Genomic DNA, 21376 nt, shown 5'->3' on the forward strand with positions numbered 1-21376 from the left:
GTACAATCGACATGATATGGGGGACGATACTATGGAATTGGCAAAAGCAAACGAACAGAACCGCTTCAGCGGATTAGGTCTTATCATCACTTTGTTTACTTTGATTATTCTTAGCCCGATAGCCTATTTTATTATTAATTATTTGCTTGGCAATGAGCATCCCGTATATATCTAAATCAAGACATAGATGATTTAATTTAAGGCGGCATCCGGCGGCATTCCTAATAGGGTGTCCCGGCAGCTGCTTTTTTTTGTGAGACGGCAATATCTTAAGATATTCCTCCGATAACGGACGTTACAACACTTATTCCTTCAAAGTAACATAGCAATCTATAAGAAACGATAGCCGAAACCCTATGCTACTATTAAGGTACAGGTACTAATTAATCCTACGCATGAGGTGATAGAGAGTGGCAGTGACATCCGACAAAATTTTTGTTAATTTACCGGTTAAGGACTTGCAGCAATCGATGGACTTTTTCAAAAAAGCAGGGTTTGAATTCAACCCTCATTTCACCGACGAGAACGCAGCTTGCCTAGTGATAAGCGACAGCATCTTCGCTATGCTGCTAGTGGAACCATTTTTCAGCTCATTTACTAAGAAGGAAATTACGGACACGACCAAGAGTGCCGAAGTCATCGTAGGCTTGTCGGCCAGCAGCAGAGCGCAAGTCGACGAGATCGTAAATAAGGCAGTGGCTGCAGGCGGATCGTCTAACAGCGAACCGATGGATCAAGGATTTATGTACAGCCGAAGCTTCCAGGATGTAGACGGCCATATTTGGGAAGTCATCTACATGGACATGAGTGCTGTGGATCCGCAATAAAAAGTATGCGTTGAGATAGACAAAAACCTCCCCAGGCTTAGATAAAAGCTTAGGGAGGTTTTCTATTATTGAAAGGATAAGCGGCGCTAATCCATTAGTAATTTGCAAATCGAAGCACTCTTCTGTACATAGTCTTATCGTTCAGCGTATTGAATATTTGTTTATCCGGCTTGGTATTGACCTCCAGAATCCACAGCTTCTTCGCCGGATCAATAGCTATATCGACTCCGAATGCTTTAAGGTCACGGAACCTTTTGCTCATGGCGATGCTGGCTCGTTTTCCTACCAACGCAATTTTTTTAACGTAACGTCCTCTTCTTTTGATGCCGATATGGTTACGCAGCAGAACGTCGACAGGCAGCGGGGTGCCGCCGCTATGATAATTGGTGACAATCTTGCCTTCTTTGGCCAAACGACCGATGATGCCGGTTACGACGAATTTTCTGTTTCTGTTCTTTTGCACCATTACCCGGATATCGAAGGGACGTTGCTTGATTCTCAGCAATCGAATCCCTTTTTGCAGAACATATCTTCTTTTTAGCAGAAGCGGACGAATCATGGTATAAAGTGAACGGAATGAAGTATAATGCTTCGTTTCCGTGCCGTATTTTACCGTGTACGAGGAGGGAGTCTTCATAATTTTAAGTATTCCGTGGCCGCCGGATCCCAAATCCGGTTTCAGAAATAGGGAAGGGTAGGCCCTTAGCATGGCTCTCAAGTTATCTCTTGTAGCCTTTCTCGTATCCGGCAGATGCCTGCGGACGACTTTGAACCTAGTCATATAGAAATGTTTGCGAAGCTTGCCGTACTTCAACCGGCGCCTCCGTGCTCTAATCTTGGCTTGACCCGGATTCAGGACCGCTTCGTTCCCAATCGCATAGGGCTGGATGTCATCCAGGTTCGATAGGCTAAGTTGATGAGCCTGACGGCGGGTCTTATAGGGCTTGGTATTTTGAGCGGCTCTTGGTCTGACTCTCGGATTCTTTTTCTTCATCCTTTCGATGTTTTGATTCCCTTGCCTTGCATTCTGCTTCACTTTATCTACCTCCCATATGGTCGCATAGTAATATATGCACCCTGTCCTGCGAGTGGAACAGGCTTTTGATTGATTTAGAGATTCCGGCATAGGGAGGTGACGAGAAAGACGGAAGAGCGCCAGCCCCTCCGTCAATGTTATATGCTATAAGGTTAAAAATCCGGATTACCCATTTTGCCGAGCTGAAAATCCTGGAAGGCTTCCATAATTTCTGCATGACTGTTCATAACGAACGGACCGCGCTGGACCATCGGCTCGTCGATGGGTTCGCCGCTTAATACGATAACCAGAGCATCATCCGTCAGTGCTTCAAGAACAATGTCACCCGGTACGTTATCGAACAAGATGAAGTCTCCCGCAGCCGCGATCTGGATATCGTTGATTTGCAAACTGCCCTTAAGCACCAGCAAACCGGTGTTATACGATTCCGGCAGGGTGAATTCCGCTTTACCGTTCAGATTAAATTGGATGTCAAACAAATGGATGGGAGTAAAAGTCTGTGCCGGACCACGCACTTCCTTATATTCGCCGGCAATGACCCGGACGGCGCCGCCGTCATCTGGCAGCTCGACTTTTCCCATCTGAGCTTTCAGCAGCTCTTGGTATTGGGGCGGATGCATCTTTTGACTCCGCGGCAGGTTGACCCACAGCTGAATCATGTGAAACAGGCCGCCTCGTTTGGAGAACTCCCGTTCATGGTATTCCTTGTGCAGCAATCCCGAACCGGCTGTCATCCATTGCACGTCGCCGGGACCGATAATACCATGATTGCCTGAATTATCGTTGTGCTCGATATACCCGTCATAAGCGATAGTCACGGTTTCAAATCCGCGGTGAGGATGAGCGCCTACACCTTTGACGTTGTCGCTTGGAGGAAACACGAACGGAGCGTTATAGTCCATCAAAATAAAGGGGCTGAACCGTTGTTGAAAATTCGTTCCCGACGGGAAGTAGTTGGATACCCTGAATCCGTCTCCCACCATGTGAAAGGGAGCCCCCTTGTAGGTGCCTTGTATGGTTCTTAATGCAGTCATGCTTCATCTACTCCTTTGCCAAGTAATTTTAGAAGCGCGATGGCTTCATTCTTTTGATGGTCTGACAAGCTCTGCATCATGCTGTGAATATGGGCGGCATGGCGGGGCATGATATGCTGAATGAATTCCTTGCCTTTGTCAGTCAGCTCCGCATACACCATTCGGCGATCCTCCTGTCCGTGAATCCGCCGTAATAGCTGTTTCTTTTCCAGCTTATCGATATTGTAGGTCATGGTCCCGCTTGTAATCAGAATTTTGTCGCCAATTTGCTGCAGCGGGATGCTTCCCTTCGTATACAGCACTTCCAATATCCCAAATTCGGAAGGGGAGAGGTCGTATTGTTTAATGTCCTTGACCGCTTTATCCATCACGCTTTTATAAGCCTTGGACAGAACGACCATCAGCTTAAGGGAGGTTTGTATAGACTCCTCGTCCGGTTCCGTAATCAAGTTTGAATCCCTCCTGTCAGCTTGAGATGTGCAGGGACGGATAATTTAATCTTGATGGCTCGATGAGAAGAAATTATCTTGAGTTAAATTATCTTGAATTAAAGATAAATCAATTCCGTCACTTTGTCAAGATTTTTATAGTTACTGACGAAAAAGAAGTATGGCCTATGAATTATGCGCAAAATTCGGAAGAACGACCCTATGTGCCAAGGCAAGTGATAATCCTAGTAAGCGATCAAAAATTGGCCAATCGTTGCGGGGCCGGATAATGCCTGTGCAGAGCCGTCGACAAGCACGCCGATGCCGCCGAAAATACAGCAGATAGACGAGCCGGTCGGGACGTTCGGTTTCTATAAATTGGGGAAAGAGCGAATATTTATTGTCGACTATCATTTGAATCACGGAAGTAGTGTCGGTAATGACGCTGGTCTGAATGGCGTTCAAGCGCTGAATCATTCTTTCGGAGATTGATAGGATTGGTAATCGTTTCAATGTACACTAGGCATTCACGAATACGGCTCCTTTCCCAAGTTCTGCCTTAGTATGTCCTTGCCAATATAGGGCCATGCATGACGGACTGAACTGGGAAAGCTATGTTTGCGCACATAAAAAAGAACCCGGCAAACCAAGATGTTCACCGGGTATTTCTTCGTAAGCTTCGTTAACCTCTGATCCGCCGGAATTCGTTCATGAATGCGATCTGCAGCCCGGCTCCGATCGTATCGTACAGCACCAGCAATACGATAAAGAAGAGAGGCAGCCACAGCGCGTTAATGATGAGGCCGGCAGCGACATTGATCAGAAGCGCGGCGATAACGAGCGGTATCGTAAGGGGGGTTCTTTGCTGAAAATGCTCGTAGGAGCGGGCAATCGCATCCAGGATGGAGCAGTCGTCGGCTACGATGGTATATTCCAGGAACAGGAACAAGACTCTGAGCCATAGGAAGAGGATCATGAACAGAATGATCCCCGGCGTTCTCAGCAGGAAAGCGGCTATTCCGCCTATAACTAGCAGGATTAATAGAACAGATACATTCAGGAGCAAAAATCGCAAGAAGAAACGCCCTCCGTACTGAATGAACCGTCTCGAATCGAGTCTGCGGCCATCCGTCGAGTCATAGAGCAAGCCGACATACCCGCCTTGAAGAAATGATTGAACGGCGATGAATATGCCAAGATACATCAGGATGCCAAGAATGCTCGGCAGGTTCACGCTTCCTGCACCGACAACCTGTACGGAGCCTGGCATGAAGGTTTGCTCCGTCACCGCGGCAACCGAAGGCAATCCCATCTGCAGTACCAGCTTGAATGTAAAGTGGGGATTTCCATGAAACCCGTTCATCGCTGTACCCATTATCACAGATAAGGCATCAATAGCTATTGGAATAATGGCTAGCAGGGGATAGCGCGCGAGTTTTCCAAGCGAATCGTTTAACAAGTGCCTCCCTCCTTATATGAAGTTATACGTGGAAGAAGCTGGAATTGTTGCGGTGGCAGGAGACACGGCCTTGTGCCGAGTTGCCACGACAGTGCGGATTGGATACAATAATTCCGTTCATATAATGGAGGTTGGAGGAAGAACAATGAGCAGGAAACGTTTCCGGGATTACGGCTTCGCAGTGGGGAAGCTGCCGACCGGCAAGCATAACAGCATAACCGATGTCCCGGGTGTAACCGTAGGTCATGTAACGCTGCATACGGACACTCAAGATAGCTCGGTGCGCACAGGAGTAACAGCTATACTGCCGCACGGTGGGAACGTGTTTCGTGAGAAGGTGGCTGCAGCGTCCTATGTCATTAACGGCTTCGGCAAAACGACCGGTCTCGTTCAAGTGAACGAGCTTGGAACTGTAGAGTCGCCGATCATGCTGACGAATACATTCAGCGTCCCTGCGGTAACCGAAGGCGCGCTGCAATATATGATGGATGTGGATGCGGGAATCGGGGAGCAGGCGGGTTCAATCAATATCGTAACAGGGGAATGCAATGACAGGCTGCTGAACGATATGAGAGGACTTCATGTCCGGCCGAAGCATGCGGTAGAAGCTATCCGGCAAGCAGCAGGGGATCGGCCTGTAGCGGAAGGAGCTGTCGGTGCAGGAACCGGCATGGTCTGTTTCGGCTGCAAAGGGGGGATCGGTTCATCTTCCCGGCGAATCACAATAAGCGGCAAGGACTGTCACATCGGGGTGCTGGTACTGACGAATTTCGGTCGCGCCGAGGACCTGACGATACTCGGCCAACCTGTCGGAGCTCATCTTCGCGATAAGGCAATGGAGCGGGGGCGGGGGAACAATGACGGTTCGATCATTATCGTGCTGGGTACGGATGTGCCCATGGACGCCCGCCAGCTCCGAAGAGTAGCCAAAAGAGCGGGCATCGGACTGGCCCGGACCGGCTCGATCGCCCACCATGGCAGCGGAGATATTGTGATTGCATTCAGCAATGGAAACCGGTTCCAGCATGAGCCGGAAGTCGATCTCGTATCGTCAACCATACTGCGAGAGGACGGGCCGTTAATGTCCGAATGCTTCCGTGCCGCCGCCGATGCAACCGAAGAAGCGATCTATAACTCTTTATTTATGGCGGAATCGACTCGCGGTCATAACGGAAGTGAAGTACAAGCTCTGTCTGTGGAGATTGTCCTTCCCTTTCTTAACAATATGCAAGGGAAACAATAGCAGTTGAAAGAAAGCGGCCATCCAGGATCGGTGGTCGCTTTTTCCATGTGTTGGATTTGATGAGCGGCGGCTCGGCACTCATTTCTGATCGATATAGCGCATGACGTATTGCTTGGGAGCGGTGCCGTAAATTTTTTTGAACATTTTGATGAAATAACTGGTCTCCATCCCGACTTGTCCGGCGGCCTCTTCAATGGTAATCCCAGGGTAAAGCTGAAAAAGCTGCAGAGCGCGCCGCAACCGGATCATTTGCAAGTAACGGTTCGGCGTCACCCCATACGCACTGGAGAACAGCCTATGCAGATGCTGAACGGAATAACCGACGGCATACGCCACATTGGCTAAATGCAAGTCTTCGTTGTAATGCTCCTCCAGGAAGCGGGTAGCGTGCTGCAATGCTTGGTTAGGCTGGTTCCGAACATGGCTGGCGCTAGTGGCATCTACACGAATCTGCACTTCCTGCAACGTCAGCAGAGTGGAGTAAAGCCGCCGCGAAGCGTCCCAGACGCTGTACGATTCGTGATCGTTGACGCTGTGCCACAACTCGATGAGCTCCGTCCATAACAGCTGAAATCGTTCTTCCGAAACCGTCATTGGCTTGCCGGTGCCTATTAGGGTTGCCATGACGCCGGAAGCATCCCCTTGAAATCCGATAAATCCGAGCTCCCAGCCTTCCTCTTTGTTTGAAGGGAAGTACTCATGGGGCACCCCTTTGCCTAGAAGCAGCAGCGACCCCTCTGATAAAATCAGCTCCTCTTTTCCGAAAATACGAAACATCCCAGACCCTTTGCGAGTCAAAAAAAATTGATACACCGGAAACCCTGTCGGCCGGTAAATATGCTTCTGCTCATGATAGCCGATGCAGTAGATATAAAGCGGAGGGAGCTGCTCGGGATTCGAGTTGGCAAGAATAAATGGTAGCAATAAAATCACCCTTTATGTTAATAATGAACGATTTCTTGCATGGATAAGAGGCAGAGCTTTACATAATAGCCGCAAGATTAGTATACGAAATATTCAAAGCAGATGGTAGATAAAGCATGGTTCCATCTAATTTTTACTGATATCTCTAGCAATTGAGATCTCCTAGTATCTGGAATCATGTTCTTTTTCAACGATTTTATCCGATTATTGTACTACTGGGGCAATGTTCCAATTTCTTATAATGTAAGCGTTATCTATTTGTTGGAACGAACTTTTAAGTTTGGGAGGAATATGCAGGATGAGAAAAAGGAACAAAGCAGGTTTAATTGTCCCGGCCGTACTACTGGCTGTCATCACCGCATGTAACGGAGGGGAGAAGACGACCGGCGATTTGCCGGCCGCGCAAGCAGAGGCATTCAAAATGGGAAGCGAACCCATAGAGCTGTTCATCGTTTCCGCTAGCGGGGATTCCGTGGAAAGCTTTAACGACCGGTTTCTCGATCTGGTGAAGGAGAAATACCCGAACGTGAATTTCACTTATCTTCCCTGGAAGAAGGAAGGTCCGTCCATTCAGGAAATGATTACTGCCGGTCAGCAAATCGATATTTATTATGATTCGATAGGGATATTCAGCACCGTCCAAAATTATCAGCTGCAGATGGACATGACCGAATTGATCAAGAAGCATAACGTCAATCTGGGAAGCTTGGAGCCGGCAACGGTGGATGCAGCGAAAATCGTCTCCGGCGGCAAAGAGATGTGGGGCGTACCCGTATTTAATAATAATTTGGTGATGTACTACAACAAAGATTTATTCGATAAATTCGGTGTCGCTTATCCTAAGGATCAGATGACATGGGATGAATTGAACGAGCTGTCCAAAAAGCTGGGGAGAAGTGATGAAAGCAATGTCTACGTAGGCTACACGACCTCTGCCAACCATGCGCTGCGTATGAACCAGATGTCGCTGCCGTATTTGAAGCAAGACACTCTGAAATCCGCCATTTCCAGCGATCCGTGGAAGAAATATTACGAAACGGCTTTCCTCGTTCCGTATAAAGCCTCTGGTCTTGATGCCTTTACCGCCAAAAACAACCGATTACCTAATTTCTTGACACAGGAAGCGGCTATGTTCATGTATTTATCGTCGGCGATGTTTATTAATAAGGAGTATGAAACCCTCAACTGGGACATGGTGCCCATCCCGACACTGAAGGAAGCGCCTGGTGTAGGCTCTCAGCCTTATCCGACCTTCTTCGGGGTTACTTCGACGAGCAAGCATAAGGATGAAGCGATGGAAATTATCAAGTATTTGATCTCTGAAGAAGTGCAAATGAAGTTATCCAAAAAAGGCATCATGCCTGTACTGAACAATGAAGCTGTGAAAAAGGCGTTCGGCCAGGATAGTAAATTCAAGAACAAAAACTTGAAAGCGGTATTCACGAATCAATTCGCACCGGTGCCCTACAAATCGAAGCTCGACTCCCTGGTGGAGAAAACATACAATGAGGCGGTAGGGACGGCGCTGAATCAAGATATCAACACCGCATTGCGAACGGCCGAGGAAAAGGCTAACCAGCTTCTGAGCTCGGAAGCGAATAAATAGCCATTTGCGACCCAAGAGGCAGAATCATTTCTGCTTCTTTCTTTTTGCTGCAGAACACGATACAATCCAAGAAGCGAATGTTTATTAGGTAAAAGGAGAGCTTTCATGTGGAGTAACCGTAACGTATGGATCGTGTTGGCCGGTGAATTCATAGCAGGGCTGGGTCTATGGACTTCGATCATTGCCAATCTGGAATTTATGCAGAGGCATGTCCCGTCTGATTTTATGAAATCGTTAATCTTGTTTGTCGGTCTCCTCGCGGGGGTGCTAATTTCGCCTTATGCAGGACGCGTTATCGACCGCTCGTCCAAAAAGCATGTGCTTCTGCTATCAGGGGTTGGCCGAATAATTAGCGTAGGATTTATGTTTCTGGCACTTCATTTCGAATCGGTATGGTATATGGTTCTTTTTGCCGTTCTGCTTCAGATTTCCGCAGCCTTTTACTTCCCCACGCTGCAGGCTGTCATCCCGTTAATTGTCAATGAGAAAGACCTGTTGTCCATGAATGCCGTACATATGAACGCGGGAACGGTAGCACGAATTCTCGGAACGACGCTGGCCGGGCTGATGTTAACGGTAATGAGCCTCAGTACATTGTATACCGTTTCGTTAGGTGCATATATCGTGCTGCTTGGATCGACATGGTTATTGCAGCTGCAAAAGCCGGGTGAACTTGGAGCCGGTAAGCCGTCACAACGGTCGAGCGGCGGATTCAAGGAAATGCTTGTTCTGCTGCGATCCATGCCCAATGTAAAAAGAGTGCTGTGGATGACCATCATTCCGACGTTGTTCATCGGAGGGTTTAACTTGATGGTTATTAACGTGAGTGAGCTCCAGAATGATCCGGAGATCAAAGGATGGCTGTATGCGGCGGAAGGCATAGCATTTATCGTGAGCGGCTTTATCGTCAGAAGACTCTCGGAAAACGGAAGCTTGATGAGCCGTCTGTTCATTTGCTCGACGGTGATCGCCGCATCCCAAATGCTGCTGTTCTTCGGGGATTCCAAGCTCGGGGCGATAGGATCGTTCGGCTTGTTCGGGCTGGCGGCAGGCTGCTTTATCCCTATGGCGGGCACTTTTTTTCAAAAGCAGGTACCGAAGGAATATCACGGTCGCTTCTTCTCGTTCCGAAGTATGCTGGACAGGGTCATGTTTCAGGTCGTATTGCTCGGAACCGGCTTGCTGCTCGATTTGATCGGGCTGCAGTTCACCGCGCTTCTATTCGGTGCCGTGTCCCTTACTCTGGTCGTTTATTTCTTTGCAAAAGAAGCCGCATCGGCGGAAATGAACAAGAAAAAGCAGGCTCCGGATATCGGATAGCCTGCTGTTTTTTTGCATTGGGAAGGAGTTATATAAAGCGAACCAGCACTTGGACGAATCGCTCCAAATAGTGCTGATCCAGCTCGCTGAACCGGTTAAGGGATGGGCTGTCAATATCCAGCACTCCGACAAGCTCGTTATTTTTGATCATCGGCACTACGATCTCGGATTGGGAAGCGGCATCGCAAGCGATATGACCTGGGAATTCGTGCACATTGTCAACGCGCACCGTTTGTTTGTTTTGTGCCGCCGTCCCGCACACTCCTTTTCCGATAGGGATGCGCACGCATGAAGGCAAGCCTTGGAACGGGCCCAATACCAGCTCGCCGGATTTATATAAATAGAAGCCTACCCAGTTAATATCGTTCAGAAATTGATTCAATAAGGCGGACGCATTGGCCAAATTGGCCGTTTGATCTTGTTCGCCCTCCAATAACGCCGTAAGCTGCTGGATGACTAGTTCATAGTTTTGCTCTATCGTACCGGAATAGTGAGACGCATGAAACAAAATTATTCCCTCCCAGTAAGTTGTCATGAATAGGAACATCTTATACGGCGTAGGAGGCTGTGTCAATAGAGCTGAAACTGCTGTCTGCAAAAGATAAGATTCGTTTGCAACTTTTGAAGCGTAAGTAACGTTAAAAAAATAATTCCGCTTCAGTCGGAGTAAACCAAACCGGGGAGAGAACACCAGCATGAAAAAAGTATCGGTAGCAGCCACAGCTGCATTATTGATCAGCAGTTTGTCCTTCAGCTCTGCATTTGCCTTCACGGATGTGTCGGGAACCCAGTTAACCGCCGTATCAGATCTTCAGCAGCGCGGCATTGTTAGTGGAATCGACAAGGACCATTTTGCGCCGATGGGTACGATCACATATGCGCAAAGCGTGCAAATGATCGTAAAAGCGTTTAATTACAACCTGGATCTAAATCGGTTGGCCAAGCCGCCCGTCGCATCGGAGCTGTACACTAATGTCCAGAATGATTCGTGGTATGCGGATGCTTTTATCGCCGCTCACTTCAATGGGATAGATATTCCGAAGGATGTGAATCCGAATGCTGCGGTAACGCGCGAGCAGTTTGCCGCATTATTAATGCCGATTGTGGAGAAAAAAGCGAATCTGCCTATGATCAACCTGGTTGTCGAACTCAAAGACTCGGATCAAATCCAGCCGGAGCTGCAAGGCAAAGTTTTAAGGCTGCTGCACTACAAGATTGCGGAGCTGGACAAGGACAGCACGTTCAAACCTAAAGCGGCTTTGACGCGTGGAGAAGCGGCGACATGGATGTATAACTCCCTTCAATTTGTATCGTCTCATTCTCAGCATCCTGTTGCCGTTGACGAAGTTACAGTTGGAGTAGAGAAGATAAACGAGAATGTGAACAAAGTTACGTTGTTCCGTGGTCAAAAGCCGAACGCAGGATACGGCATAAAAATCAACAGTATCCGATTTGAACAAGACGGTCGTGCGGTCATCAGTTATACTCAAATCGATCCGCAGCCAGATCAAATGTATCCTGAAGTAGTTACCGACGTTAAAGCCGAAACCTATCTTCCTTCCAGCTATACTCCGGAGATTGAGCTCGTCCGGTAATCGGAGAGAGGGAAAGGGAATTTATACTTAGAAAGAGGAAAGAAGCTAAGCCCGCAATAGTTCGAGGAGGGGCTTAGCTTCTTTTGCATTCTTGGAATTATCCTTCGTATTCCTCCGGCAGCTCGGATACAAAGCCGTAATAATGAGCAAGAATCGATACGATCCGTTGGGAGGCGCTGCCGTCACCGAACGGGTTGTGGGCACTAGTCATTGCCTTGTATTGTGCGTCATTGCTTAACAGATTCGCAGTGATCTCATAGATGGCGCTCTCGTCGGTTCCTGCAAGGCGAACGGCTCCGGCATAGAGCGCTTCCGGCCGCTCTGTCGTATCGCGCATCAGAACGAGAGGTTTATGGAACACCGTCGTTTCCTCCTGCAGACCGCCTGAATCGCTAAGGATAAGATAGGAGCGGGACAGGAGGTTAATCATATCGGGATAATCCAATGGCTCCAGCAGGTAAATTCTATCATGGGAGGAAAGGATGGAAGAAGCCGTTTCTTGAACGACAGGGCTTAAATGAACCGGATAAATAACGATGACATCCGGATGCTCGTCCGCTATACGGCGAATCGCCCTAAACATTTGCTTCATCGGTTCTCCGTAATTTTCTCTGCGGTGTGCCGTTACTGTAATGATTTTGCCTTGATGGCGGATCAGATGATTCAACCGCTCATCATGGAAGGTGTAAGCTGAATCATGAGTCTGTACAGCTGCATCGACTGCCGTCTGGCCTGTTACGAATAGCTGTTCCCGGGCGTATCCCTCGCGCAGCAAATGGTCTCTCCCTACGGATGTCGGTACAAAAAGCAGGTCTGCTGCAATATCGACCAACCGCCTGTTGATTTCCTCGGGCCAAGGAGAATACTTGTTATGGGAGCGAAGCCCGGCTTCTACATGGCCGACAGGCACTTGGTGGAAGAACGCCGTTAAGCCTCCGCATAGAGCCGTTTGTGTATCCCCGTGTACAAGGATGAAATCTGGCTTAGTCTCAGCTAAAACCTTGTCAAGGCCGGAGATGGCGGAGGATGTGAATTTCGCCAAAGTCTGATTGGGCTGCATCAGGTTCAAATCGATATCCGGCTTGATCGCAAAGTGTGTTAAAACCTGATCCAACTGCTCTCTATGCTGTCCTGTTACGACCACTATCGTTTCGAACCAATCCGGAACCTTCTGAAGCTCCTGAACAACCGGCGCCATTTTGGTAGCTTCCGGACGCGTACCGAAGATTGTCATGATCTTTTTCTTTTTCTTGTTCATGTTAATGTTCATGTGTAGCCCCCCGTTTATATATGAAATCAGCTAACATAACGATCATCGCTCAAATTACCATATATTACAATTATTGCTCGCTGATAGAATGCTGATGATTCATTGATTCGAAACAGGGCTGAATGATAGGTGTAACACAAAATATGTGTTGATATAACACAAATTATATGTTAACCTCTTAAAGGAATCATATGGAGGTGGGATGGGTTATGGAAGATAAGAGCAAACGACTTTCCGTCTATTTACCGGAAAAGGCAAAGACGGAGCTGGAGCAGATGGCCGCCGATACCGGTCTCTCTATGACCCAACTGGTAGTGATGGCTACTCACGGGTTATTGGCAAACTACAAAACGGCCGGAAACGCGATATTCTCAGAACTGGTATCTCCCCGACAACAAGCTTATCCTCTTGCTGACAATGCGAAGGCAGTGCGAGCAACAGCCTCCACGCTCGAAAATTATTATGGAGCACGCGCCCATGAATATGAACGAATTTACTACCGTGATGATCCGAACTACCAGCAAGAGCTCACTATACTGGCAGCTTCCTTAAAGGAGCAGTCCAGAGATAGAAATGTACTGGAAATTGCTTGCGGGACGGGATATTGGACTGCAATCATTTCGGAAACGGCGGATCACATTGTTGGCGTCGACATTCGACCGGAGGTCATCGAGATCGCCAGGGAGAAGGGAATGCCGAAGGATAAGGTCCGGTTTATCGTATGGGATGCTTACCAAATAGAGGAGATAGAGGGGAGCTTCGACCTTGGGATTGCCAACTTCTGGTTCTCGCATATCCCTAAGAACAAGATCGAGGATTTCTTGACAGGCTTACATAACAAGCTTACCGCAGGCTCGCGAGTATTCATGGCAGACAACGTCTATGTAGAGGGAAGGGGCGGGCAGCTGATACGCCGGGATCATAGTGAAGACACGTATAAGTTAAGAGAACTGTCCGACGGCTCGCAGCACGAGGTGTTAAAAAACTATTACAGCTATGAGGAGCTGCGCGACATTTTCGAGCCGGTCTCTGAGGATCTGAACATTTTTATGGGGCAGAGCTTCTGGTATGTGAGCTATACAGTGAAATAACTGCTTGTCAGTACCGATGAACATGACTTACAATTGCCCTTCGAGCTGATCACAGGAAAACCTGTTTGGGGTGAATTTCGTGGATTTTTTCGATCTAGTTTTGAAAAAAAAATATGAAGACGCTTATAAAATAGCGAATGCTGAATACACAAATGACCCAAATGAGACTAATTTACGAAATCGTGGAGATGCATCACTATGCCTAAAACACTATGGGAATGCTTTAGAAGATTATCTAAAGGTTATTCAAGTGACTGAGGGTCGTGCAGATGCTGATTTTATTAGAGCCGGGGTTAGTTATTGGTTGATAGGAAATCACACAGAAGCCATCGATATATGGAAGAAAGGATTGACTACGAAGTATACTGACGCTGCTGGGGGAGTTGAAATCCCTGCAACATTATATTTCGCAGCAATCTCCCAAAAGAATGAGTCTTTAGAAAAAGAAGCAATCAAGTTATTAAAAAAGCGTTGGAAGTCCAAGGCTGTAGTAAATTGGCCAGGGGCAATTGCGGGTTACCTGCTCGATGAAGTATCAGCAGATGAATGTATAAAAGCTATTGGATCCGACTCCTTATTGAGCGTTCGTTACCTATGTCAGTTGTATTTTTACATAGCAGTAAAATGTCTAAAAGCTGGCGATCGGGTTGAATACTTGAATTACTTATCCCGGTGCGCATTTTCCGAAATGGGTTATTTGGAACAGGAGTATTACCTTGCAATTGGAGAATTAGATACAATTAATGGAAAGTGATTTTTTATCACCACAACGTACAAGACTGTTGCGTTGTGGTTTTTTTGCATAGCGGTAGTGTAAACCAATGCGTATATGTAAATCTACTACTTAGGAGCGAATTATGACTGGAGTAATGATGGGGATGTTTCTTCTAGCTTTCGGATATATTTTTTTTCCTAAATACATGCGTCATTATAAAACATATGAACTGTTTGAAAAAGTTCCAGATAATACTAGATTCGTGAAGGTTGTCAAAATGCTTTTCGGAGTTTTCCTGTTACTAATAGCTTTTTTGATCCTATTGAATCAGATTGGATTCGGTCGGAGCGGAGGATAACAGATGGCACGTCTCAACTTCAAAATCGTCAATATTGGATTGATATGGAAAGGAGCAGAACACTCACTGTGAGCTTTTTATCAGTTATGTGGGAATTATAGGAATGATTGTTGGGTTACTCCAAATAATAACTCCAGTTTTTTTTCTGAAGATTAGATTACAGGGGATTAATACTAAAGAGCAAGTAAAATATGGTGGAGTGGGTACTGTTATTGTAGGGATGATATTCATTATTTTTGATTTAATTACGTAAGAATGCCTAGCATAAATTACTGGATATCAAAGAATCATCTAGCAATCTATTAAATCCGAGTAAAATCATAAGAAAAGTAGTAGTATTTTTTCGGAGAGTGTGGTATTGTATTTTTGTAATTCAAATTACAAGCTGGGAGCTATACATGCCAAAGAAAAAAAATAGCGTTGTGATTTCCACCCGGTTAGACGACCAATCGCTCAAGGCGGTGGACCTGCTAGTAGAATCCGGACTGGAAACCAATCGTTCCAGAGCTGTGTCGCATCTGGTCGCCAAAGGGATACAAGCCTCGGAGGACCTGCTGAGAAAAGCTCAAGCTCTTGCGGATCATGTTCAGCAGCTTAGAAATGAGATGTTCGAAGCCATTTCGCACAATAATGTTGAGAAGGTGACCGAGCTGCTGCGGCAGGATTCCTCGCTCGTGAACGTCAGCAACAGCAAAGGGGAAACGGCTGTTCTTATCGCGACATACTTGCGAGCCAATGAGATTAAGGAGCTGCTCATCGAGCAAGGAGCTGAGTTGAATATCTTCGAGGCGTCCGCCGTCGGCAATACCGCAAGAGTGAAGGAGCTGCTCGAACAAACGCCGCATTGGATTTCAGCCTATGGACCGGACGGCTTTCCGCCGCTTTCCATGGCAGCTCATTTCGACAACGAAGAGACGGTGAAGCTGCTGCTGGAGCTTGGGGCCGATGTGAATGCGAGGAGCCAAGACGGCAATTTGAACAATATGGCCGTTCATGCTGCAATTATGGGGAATTACGAACATATCATTCAGCTGCTGATCCGCTATGGCGCCGATGTCAATGCCAGATGCGAAGGCAAGCTGCGTGCAGGGTATACCGCGCTTCATGTAGCCTCATATTTCGGCAGGGAATCGCTAATCGAGCTTTTCTTGAAGCATGGTGCCGATAAGTCCGTTTGGAATGCAGACGGAGAGACGCCGTATGAATTGGCGCTAAACAAAGGCCATCTGCTTTCTGCAGAGCTATTAAAGTAACACGGACAAGCCGGAAGCTTTTTCAACCATAAAACCTACTTATTCCATGCGAATAATATAATATACTGCATCTACCGGACAGCCGGAGATACACAATGGTTTAGTGTGTATTTCCGGCTGTTTTTATTTTTGACTAAAAAAAGGGGAGTGCAAAAATGAAGTACAGGAAATTAGGCAGAACCGGACTGAAAGTATCGGAAATCAGTTTGGGAACGATGGCGTTCGGCCGTTGGATCGACGAGAAGACTTCGGATGCCGTTCTCGGACAAGCGCTGGATGCGGGCATCAATGTCGTAGACACCGCTGATGTATACGGTAGAGGCATGGACGTAGGCGATCCGAGCTTATTGGGCGAGTCGGAAACGATCTTGGGCAACATTCTGAAAGGCCGGCGCCACGAAATTATTTTGGCTACGAAAGGAAAGGCGCGTGTCGGCAATGGGGTGAACGATGCCGGGCTTAGCCGGTATCACCTGCATCGTGCAGTGGAGAACAGCTTACGAAGATTGAAGACAGATCATATCGATCTGTATCAAGTGCATGGGTTCGATCCAGAAACACCGTTCGAGGAAACGCTCGGGACGCTGGACGATTTGGTGAAGCAGGGGAAAATCCGCTATATCGGCTGCTCCAACTTTGCCGCATGGCAGCTGGCGAAGGCGAACGGCATCAGCGCGCTGCACCGGCTGAACCGGTTCCAGAGCGTCCAGCCCGAGTACAGCCTGATTTCCCGTGATATCGAAAAGGAGCTGATCCCGTACGTCGAGTCCGATCAGGTTGGTGTACTTGTCTACAGCCCGTTAGGCAGGGGAATTCTGACCGGCAAATACCGTGAAGGGGAGAAGCCGGAAGCCGGCACAAGGCTCGCTGCAGGCGAGAAGCGGTTAGAGCTTCTGCTGCGAGACAATCCTGCATACGAGCTGGTCGAGAGGATTCGGCCGTATGCCGAGGCGAGAGGATGGACTCTGGCGCAATTCTCGCTTGCTTGGGTGCTTAGTCACTCTTATGTTTCCTCGGCTATACTTGGCGCTTCCAAACCGGAGCACATCCAGGATGCGTTGCGGTATGCGGATCAAAGGCTTACGACGGAGGAATTGGCGGCGATTGATGAAATTTCGCACACATTAACCATAATTCGATAAGGGGATGTCACATATGAGCTACAATCATACGAACAACGATCGCCAGCTGCATCTAGGACTGTTTTTATTCTCAACGGGCTACCATCCGACCGGCTGGCGGCTGCCTGAATCGGTAACGGACGGCGCGTTCGATCCGAAATTTTTGCAGAGCGTAGCTCAGAAGCTGGAGAAGGCCAAATTCGACTTCTTCTTTCTGGGGGATGCTCTTGCTTCCAGCGCCGATATGCAGTACCAGTTCCCATCCCAGATGGTTCGGCTGGAGCCGTTCACGATGATCGCGCACCTGACCGCCGTTACCGAGAAAATCGGACTGATCGTGACAGCCAACACGACCTATGCCGAACCATACCATATTGCAAGGCAAACCGCGTCGTTGGATTACCTAAGCGGCGGCCGAGTAGCCTGGAATGTGGTAACCGGTGCGGATCCTAGAGCAGCGCTGAATTTCAGCAGGGAGAAGCATTGGGACAATACGAAGCGGTACGATTATGCCGATGAATTCGTCCAAGTCGTGAAGGATCTGTGGGATACATGGGAGGACGATGCGTTTGTCCGGAATAAGGAAACCGGTGTGTATGTGGACGGCACCAGAGTACATGCCTTGAATCATAAAGGCGAGCATTTCTCTGTAGCCGGGCCGCTGAATGTGGCGAGGCCGCCTCAAGGGCAAATCCCGCTCCTGTCGGCCGGTACTTCGGAGCGAAGCCAGGAGCTCGGAGCACGATTTTCCAATGTCATCTTCACCGGACAAATCCTATTCGACGAAGCACGCAAATTTTACGCTAGCGTCAAAGGCAAGCTGGCCAAGTATGGGCGCTCCAAAAAGGAGCTGTTCATTATGCCGGGCCTCGTTCCGCTAGTAGGCAGAACGGAGGAAGAAGCTCGGGCCAAGTACCGCGAGCTCAGCAATCTGATCGTAACGGACTTCGATCTTAGGCCGCTTTCTCAACGGATCGGCATCGATTTGACGGGTTATCCGCTGGATGGGCCGTTGCCGGATCTGGCACTATCTTCACTGACTGACGATGGAGCCAAGCAGCTCGTCCGATTGGCGCAAAACGCTTCAGGCCACGAAGACATTACGGTGCGCGAGCTGTTCCATTACTTTGCCGCCGTCGTCAGAGGGCATCTGCTCATCGTCGGCAGCCCCGAGCAAATAGCCGATGAGATTGAGCGCTGGTTCGTCAATGAAGCGGCGGACGGCTTCAATCTCTGCTCGCCCTATATGCCGGGAGGGCTGGATTTGTTCCTTGAGTTCGTCGTTCCCGAGCTGCAGAGAAGAGGGCTGTTCCGTACCGAATACGAAGGAAGCACGTTCCGGGATCATTTCGGCCTGAAGCGTCCCGAGAATCGTTTCGCGAAGAAGGATGCTGTACTTGGCGGCTGAGCCTGCGATTGGGCTTAACGCGGGGAAAAGAGGGAAACCGTATGGAGAGCAAATCCATTCTAAATAATTGGAGAATTGTAGCTGGACAAATCGTATTTTTGCTGCTGGGGCTCGGTCTCATCGAATACGTTGTCCGTGCGGAGCTCGTAGGCTCATTGTACTTGTCCAAGCCGACCCAGGTGGTCGAAGAAATCATCCATTTGTTTACGCAAGGCGTAGTCTACCATCATTTACTAGTAACGCTCGGGGAATTCGGGGCAGGGTACGTATTGTCCGCTGCAGCAGGCATCGGAACCGGCTTGTTTCTGGTTCTGGTGCCGCGGGCGGAAGCCTTCTTCCGGCCGTTTCTCTCCGCACTGTTGGCGGTGCCGAAGGTGACGATCATTCCGCTTCTTATGCTGTGGCTTGGCATCGGATTATCGCATAAAGTTGCCATTGTCTTCTTGTTCTGCTTTTTTACTATCGCCTTCAACACGATAACCGGGATTAAACAGACAGCGGAACAGCATTTGAAGGTCGCTCACGTATTCGAGGCTACGAAGTTCCAAACGATCACGAAGGTTATATTGCCGTCGGCAGCGCCTACGATCTTTGTATCCTTGAGAGTATCGGCAGCTACCGGATTGGTGGGTGCATTGTTCGGGGAAATGGTAGCCTCCAAGGACGGGCTCGGCAACATGCTTGTCCAGGCTACATCCACCTATGATACGGCCAAAGCTTTTGCGATCATTACGGTCGTTACGGTCGTTTCCGTGCTTATTATTGCTCTGATCGACCTGCTTGAGAAACGAGTCGTTATGAAATGGAAATCGTACTAATCGATTCATCGATTCAATCTTTTTACTTTTACGAGATCATCTTGGGGGAGAGAACACAATGAAAAGAACATTAGGACATAGCCTCGGCATTGCCGGCATTGCACTCATGATGGTGCTGACGGCTTGCTCGAACGGCACCCAAAGCGGCTCGGCGCAAACAACAGGAGCATTGGCCGCCACCAATTCGGGAGATCAAAAGCTGCAAAAGGTCCGTTACGCAGCCTTCAATGGTGTCAGCGGATTAGCCGTCAATTTCGGTGCCGAAAAAGGATTTTTCAAAGAGGAGGGGCTGGACGTCGAGTTCGTCACTACTCAGAATCCGGTAGAAAGTCTGACGAGCAAGGACGTCGATATCGCCGATATTGCTACGACAACCGCCATTATTGCGGCCGGTAAAGGGGCGCCGATCAAAATCGTCTCCTCGATGTTCCGTACGAAGGGGCCATTTTACCTGGTTGCGGCTCCGGGGATTAAAAGCGTCGAAGAGCTGAAAGGTAAGAAGGTGGGTGCTGCTGCATTCGGCAGCGGGCTGGACGTCTATACCCAGGTCATTCTCAAAAAGCACGGCTTAAGCAAGACGGATGTAACTTATCTGGCTAACGGGGCGAATGAAGTAGCCTATGCAAGCCTTACCTCCGGTCAGGTTGACGCGACGATCATTCATGAGCCGTTTGCTTCTCTTGCCGAAGTGAACGGTAAGGGAACGATATTGGCCAAGGGCTGGGATTATTTGCCGACGTTCCATACCGGGGTTCTGGTGTCGAGCAACGATGTCATAGCCAAGAAGCCGGAGCTGATCGAGAAGCTGCTGCGCGCTTACTTCAAGTCCCAGGATTATGCAAAAAGCCATCCGGACGAATACAAAGCTTACTTCCTGTCGAAAATCAAAGTCGATGCCGCTGCCGTGGATAAGGCGTTCGAACGAGAGAAAGTGCTGTGGGAGAACAATCCGGACGTAGATAAAAAAGCGCTGCAGGATACGCAGCAAACCCAGCTGGAGTTGGGCATGCAGGATAAGATCTACGATGCGGAAAAAATGCTCGATCTGAGGTTCATTCCGAAAAAGTAAAGGCGGGTGCTACTATGGCCGGATTTGTGCTTCACGGTGTTTCAAAACGATATGGCGGCTCCAATCCAACTGAAACCTTGTCCGATATTAACTTGACAATTCGAGACGGAGAGTTTCTAAGTATTCTAGGCCCGAGCGGCTGCGGGAAAAGTACGCTGCTGGAGATTTTGGCTGGACTGCAATTGCCCTCATCGGGAGAAGTCGTTTTCAATGGAAACAAGCTTGAGGGACCCGGGATCGAGCGGGGCGTCGTTTTTCAGGACCCTTCGTTGTACCCGTGGCGCACCATTGTTCAGAATGTCGAGCTTGGACTGGAGCTGCGCAAGATATACAAAGCAGAGAGGAGAAGCGTCGTTCAAAAATATTTGACGATGGTCGGATTGCATGGATTCGAGAACAAGTACCCCCATCAACTGTCGGGGGGCATGAAGCAGCGGGCGGGACTTGCCCGTGCACTCGCGAATAATCCTGAGGTATTGCTCATGGATGAGCCGTTCGGAGCCGTAGATCATCTGACCCGGCTTCAGCTTCAGGACGATCTGCTGCGGATATGGGACACGGAGAAAAAGACGGTATGCTTCATTACACACGATGTGTCCGAGGCGGTGTTCCTGGGGGATCGGGTCGTTCTTCTGTCGCCAAGACCCGGCAGAATTCAGCATATATTCGAAGTTCCTTGCCCAAGACCGCGCAAGCGGGAAGATGTCCAGCTGCTAAAAATTCAGAACGATATTTATGCCGCCATTCACCAGGTGAAGACCGAGGAAGATCTGGAATTTGTCTTATGATGATTCAAAATGA

Annotated in this window: 22 protein-coding genes; 14 read left to right on the plus strand and 8 right to left on the minus strand. The window is 48.5% G+C overall.

Annotated features, from left to right (window positions below; translation table 11 throughout):
* The first annotated feature begins 31 nt into the window (after positions 1 to 31).
* Both DVH26_RS18670 and DVH26_RS18675 read left to right on the plus strand, forming a co-directional pair.
* Entirely contained in the window at positions 32 to 175 is a 144-nt protein-coding gene (locus DVH26_RS18670; RefSeq protein ID WP_239623974.1) for a hypothetical protein, read from the plus strand.
* Positions 176 to 410: 235 nt separating this feature from the next.
* A complete protein-coding gene (locus DVH26_RS18675) occupies positions 411 to 827 on the plus strand; it encodes a VOC family protein (RefSeq protein ID WP_239623976.1) in 417 nt (138 codons plus the stop codon).
* A 94-nt stretch (positions 828 to 921) separates the two neighbouring features.
* Here the strand turns inward: DVH26_RS18675 and DVH26_RS18680 are convergent, their stop codons facing one another.
* The 5 genes from DVH26_RS18680 to DVH26_RS18695 form a co-directional block, all read right to left on the minus strand.
* The gene (locus tag DVH26_RS18680) at positions 922 to 1863 is read right to left on the minus strand and encodes a YheC/YheD family protein (RefSeq protein ID WP_239623978.1); all 942 of its coding nucleotides are present in this window, start codon (positions 1861 to 1863) and stop codon (positions 922 to 924) included.
* Between the two features lie 152 nt (positions 1864 to 2015).
* The gene (locus DVH26_RS18685) at positions 2016 to 2897 is read right to left on the minus strand and encodes a pirin family protein (protein ID WP_239623981.1); all 882 of its coding nucleotides are present in this window, start codon (positions 2895 to 2897) and stop codon (positions 2016 to 2018) included.
* On the minus strand, positions 2894 to 3298 hold the full coding sequence (locus DVH26_RS18690) for a MarR family winged helix-turn-helix transcriptional regulator (protein WP_239635423.1): 405 nt from the start codon (positions 3296 to 3298) through the stop codon (positions 2894 to 2896). The genes DVH26_RS18685 and DVH26_RS18690 overlap by 4 nt, the downstream gene beginning before the upstream one ends.
* A 213-nt stretch (positions 3299 to 3511) precedes the next feature.
* On the minus strand, positions 3512 to 3802 hold the full coding sequence (locus DVH26_RS37315; protein ID WP_481857609.1) for a spore germination protein: 291 nt from the start codon (positions 3800 to 3802) through the stop codon (positions 3512 to 3514).
* Between the two features lie 205 nt (positions 3803 to 4007).
* The gene (locus tag DVH26_RS18695) at positions 4008 to 4784 is read right to left on the minus strand and encodes a hypothetical protein (protein WP_239623983.1); all 777 of its coding nucleotides are present in this window, start codon (positions 4782 to 4784) and stop codon (positions 4008 to 4010) included.
* A gap of 145 nt (positions 4785 to 4929) precedes the next feature.
* On the opposite strand from DVH26_RS18695, the gene DVH26_RS18700 reads away from it, so the two are divergent.
* Positions 4930 to 6027, plus strand: a complete 1098-nt coding sequence (locus tag DVH26_RS18700) for a DmpA family aminopeptidase (protein WP_239623985.1) — start codon at positions 4930 to 4932, stop codon at positions 6025 to 6027.
* Between the two features lie 78 nt (positions 6028 to 6105).
* Here the strand turns inward: DVH26_RS18700 and DVH26_RS18705 are convergent, their stop codons facing one another.
* Entirely contained in the window at positions 6106 to 6951 is an 846-nt protein-coding gene (locus DVH26_RS18705; protein ID WP_239623987.1) for a helix-turn-helix transcriptional regulator, read from the minus strand.
* Between the two features lie 298 nt (positions 6952 to 7249).
* On the opposite strand from DVH26_RS18705, the gene DVH26_RS18710 reads away from it, so the two are divergent.
* Both DVH26_RS18710 and DVH26_RS18715 read left to right on the plus strand, forming a co-directional pair.
* A complete protein-coding gene (locus DVH26_RS18710; RefSeq protein ID WP_239623989.1) occupies positions 7250 to 8557 on the plus strand; it encodes an ABC transporter substrate-binding protein in 1308 nt (435 codons plus the stop codon).
* Between the two features lie 105 nt (positions 8558 to 8662).
* Complete coding sequence (locus DVH26_RS18715; protein ID WP_239623991.1) at positions 8663 to 9877, plus strand: MFS transporter; 1215 nt, start codon at positions 8663 to 8665, stop codon at positions 9875 to 9877.
* Between the two features lie 28 nt (positions 9878 to 9905).
* Here the strand turns inward: DVH26_RS18715 and DVH26_RS18720 are convergent, their stop codons facing one another.
* Positions 9906 to 10385 (minus strand): GAF domain-containing protein, encoded by a 480-nt coding sequence (locus DVH26_RS18720; RefSeq protein ID WP_239623993.1) that lies wholly within the window; start codon positions 10383 to 10385, stop codon positions 9906 to 9908.
* 187 nt (positions 10386 to 10572) lie between these two features.
* On the opposite strand from DVH26_RS18720, the gene DVH26_RS18725 reads away from it, so the two are divergent.
* Positions 10573 to 11472: an S-layer homology domain-containing protein gene (locus DVH26_RS18725; protein ID WP_239623996.1), complete on the plus strand. Its 900-nt coding sequence runs from the start codon at positions 10573 to 10575 to the stop codon at positions 11470 to 11472.
* Between the two features lie 97 nt (positions 11473 to 11569).
* Here the strand turns inward: DVH26_RS18725 and wecB are convergent, their stop codons facing one another.
* A complete protein-coding gene (gene wecB / locus DVH26_RS18730; RefSeq protein WP_239623997.1) occupies positions 11570 to 12742 on the minus strand; it encodes a non-hydrolyzing UDP-N-acetylglucosamine 2-epimerase in 1173 nt (390 codons plus the stop codon).
* Positions 12743 to 12951: 209 nt separating this feature from the next.
* On the opposite strand from wecB, the gene DVH26_RS18735 reads away from it, so the two are divergent.
* The 8 genes from DVH26_RS18735 (at position 12952) to DVH26_RS18770 (ending at position 21363) form a co-directional block, all read left to right on the plus strand.
* A complete protein-coding gene (locus DVH26_RS18735) occupies positions 12952 to 13833 on the plus strand; it encodes a methyltransferase domain-containing protein (RefSeq protein WP_239623998.1) in 882 nt (293 codons plus the stop codon).
* 79 nt (positions 13834 to 13912) lie between these two features.
* The gene (locus tag DVH26_RS18740) at positions 13913 to 14587 is read left to right on the plus strand and encodes a hypothetical protein (protein ID WP_239624000.1); all 675 of its coding nucleotides are present in this window, start codon (positions 13913 to 13915) and stop codon (positions 14585 to 14587) included.
* A 717-nt stretch (positions 14588 to 15304) separates the two neighbouring features.
* Positions 15305 to 16159 carry an ankyrin repeat domain-containing protein gene (locus tag DVH26_RS18745; protein ID WP_239624002.1) on the plus strand — a complete coding sequence of 285 codons (855 nt, stop codon included), beginning with the start codon at positions 15305 to 15307 and terminating at the stop codon, positions 16157 to 16159.
* 155 nt (positions 16160 to 16314) lie between these two features.
* A complete protein-coding gene (locus DVH26_RS18750; RefSeq protein WP_239624004.1) occupies positions 16315 to 17301 on the plus strand; it encodes an aldo/keto reductase in 987 nt (328 codons plus the stop codon).
* A gap of 13 nt (positions 17302 to 17314) precedes the next feature.
* Positions 17315 to 18688 (plus strand): LLM class flavin-dependent oxidoreductase, encoded by a 1374-nt coding sequence (locus DVH26_RS18755; protein WP_239624006.1) that lies wholly within the window; start codon positions 17315 to 17317, stop codon positions 18686 to 18688.
* Between the two features lie 41 nt (positions 18689 to 18729).
* Positions 18730 to 19506, plus strand: coding sequence for an ABC transporter permease (locus DVH26_RS18760; RefSeq protein WP_239624008.1), 777 nt, complete (start codon positions 18730 to 18732; stop codon positions 19504 to 19506).
* 58 nt (positions 19507 to 19564) lie between these two features.
* Complete coding sequence (locus tag DVH26_RS18765) at positions 19565 to 20575, plus strand: ABC transporter substrate-binding protein (protein ID WP_239624010.1); 1011 nt, start codon at positions 19565 to 19567, stop codon at positions 20573 to 20575.
* 14 nt (positions 20576 to 20589) lie between these two features.
* The gene (locus DVH26_RS18770) at positions 20590 to 21363 is read left to right on the plus strand and encodes an ABC transporter ATP-binding protein (RefSeq protein WP_239624012.1); all 774 of its coding nucleotides are present in this window, start codon (positions 20590 to 20592) and stop codon (positions 21361 to 21363) included.
* Positions 21364 to 21376: the final 13 nt, after the last annotated feature.

It is taken from the genome of Paenibacillus sp. H1-7, assembly GCF_022354825.1.
Lineage (GTDB): Bacteria > Bacillota > Bacilli > Paenibacillales > NBRC-103111 > Paenibacillus_S.